The 1,666-nt window shown below is 37.6% G+C and carries 2 protein-coding genes; one reads left to right on the top strand and one right to left on the bottom strand.

Annotation, left to right across the window (positions count from 1 at the left end; translation table 11 throughout):
• Positions 1 to 208 precede the first annotated feature (208 nt).
• Positions 209 to 721, top strand: a complete 513-nt coding sequence (gene lnu(AN2) / locus DW830_RS15355) for a lincosamide nucleotidyltransferase Lnu(AN2) (RefSeq protein WP_004308783.1) — start codon at positions 209 to 211, stop codon at positions 719 to 721.
• A gap of 445 nt (positions 722 to 1,166) precedes the next feature.
• Here lnu(AN2) and DW830_RS15365 read toward each other — a convergent pair whose 3' ends face one another.
• Positions 1,167 to 1,520: a nuclear transport factor 2 family protein gene (locus DW830_RS15365; protein WP_004308780.1), complete on the bottom strand. Its 354-nt coding sequence runs from the start codon at positions 1,518 to 1,520 to the stop codon at positions 1,167 to 1,169.
• Positions 1,521 to 1,666: the final 146 nt, after the last annotated feature.

Below are 1,666 nucleotides of genomic sequence, written 5' to 3' on the forward strand. Positions count from 1 at the left end.
CCTCCAAAAGGTGTGAGTTTTTCGAATTTTATTTGTACCTTTGCAGCGCCTTGTTACGATTTTCGCTTGTTTTCTAATTGCAACACTAAGATAAGTGAAAAATCTGACACGGCAAAATCCTAGGCAACTTATTGTTGCTCAGGAACTTATAAATAAAGTTAAATTATAGTGTTGCGGAATTAAGGATTATTTATTAAAGAATTATTATATGACAAAGAAAGAACACACTACGATTACAGAGTTATTTCAAGTTTTGGACTTGTTGGAAAGCCTGGACATGCAGTTTTGGTTGGATGGAGGCTGGGGAGTGGATGTCTTGTACGGACAGCAAACCCGCTTGCATAGAGATATTGACATTGATTTTGATGCCAATTATACAGACCAACTCCTTGATCTTTTGCAGGAGAGAGGATATCAAATTGAAACAAATTGGTTGCCCACCCGTGTGGAACTGTATAGCAAAGAATTAGGCTATATTGATATCCATCCTTTTGTCTTGAATGCGGACGGCACTTCCAAACAAGCCGACTTGGATGGAGGCTGGTATGAATTTCAACCGGACTATTTTGGAACAGCAGTCTTTGAAGGCAGAAGCATCCCTTGCATTTCTGCAAAAGGGCAACAAGTATTCCATTCGGGCTACGATTTAAGAGAGAAGGATATTCACGATTTATCTATAATTAAACAATGTATAACAACAATGAGCCTAACAATTAGATAAGAACAAGAAAATGACAGAAAAACAAATTGTCTGGTATATCTTACTTACAGAAGTAAAGATAGACAGTGACACCCAGTCTGTCACATCCCTGAGTGTAGCTCCATTGGCAGTCTTGCCGGAATTCCAGCGTAAGGGAATTGGGGGGGATGTTGATTCAGTAAGCCCATCAGAGGGCAGCACTTTTGGGTTACGGCACAGCAGTCGTATTGGGGCATAAAGAGTATTATCCTCGATTTGGCTATCGCAAGGCTATCGATTTAGGAATTGAATTTCCTTTCGAAGTCTCTCATGAATATTGCATGGTGGCTGAATTAATACCTGGAGCTACTGAGAATGTGAAAGGTATGGTTTGTTATCCAACTGACTTTAAATAGTTTAACAAGTAAAATTCATTATATAACTCGGACTGGGTATTTCAATTTCCCAGTCCGTATTCTGATAGTACTTATTCAATTGGAAGATTGTGTTGCTTCAAGAATGAAAGTTTATCCCAATACCCTCTTTGAAAGACGATTTTGTTATCTTTTACATGAAAAAATCCGCATCCACGAAGTCCAAGAGAGTCTTTCCATTCCATGATAGCCCATTCGCCATCTTCAAAAATATTTTCCACCATACAAACCATTTTAGCAGTGGCAAATTCATTCACAAACATTTTGTAGATTGATTCTTTACCTATTATTGGTTCGTTTGCGACTTGATGATTTACTGCATTAGTAGCATACAGCTCTGCTATATGATAAGCATCTGCTTTGTTAAAGCAATCTATCCATTTTTCCAAAACTTCTTTAGGCTTCATTTTTTATAAATTCTTAGGATTTTGATTCTGTAATAAACCTAAAATCCGCAACTATCATCCAATACACGATTAAGGGTAGATTTATGAGTCGTTAGTAGCAGCTTTCAGTAAAAAGCAACAGCACAACATCAATATGTAGCCACCAT

Origin of the sequence: Prevotella sp. AM34-19LB, assembly GCF_003468525.1 — a bacterium.
In the GTDB taxonomy this organism is placed as follows: Bacteria; Bacteroidota; Bacteroidia; order Bacteroidales; family Bacteroidaceae; genus Prevotella.

Coding starts and splice junctions, on each gene's coding strand:
- DW830_RS15365 (WP_004308780.1), bottom strand. CDS start 1,520: ATGAAGCCTAAAGAAGTTTTGGAAAAATGGATAGATTGCTTTAACAAA.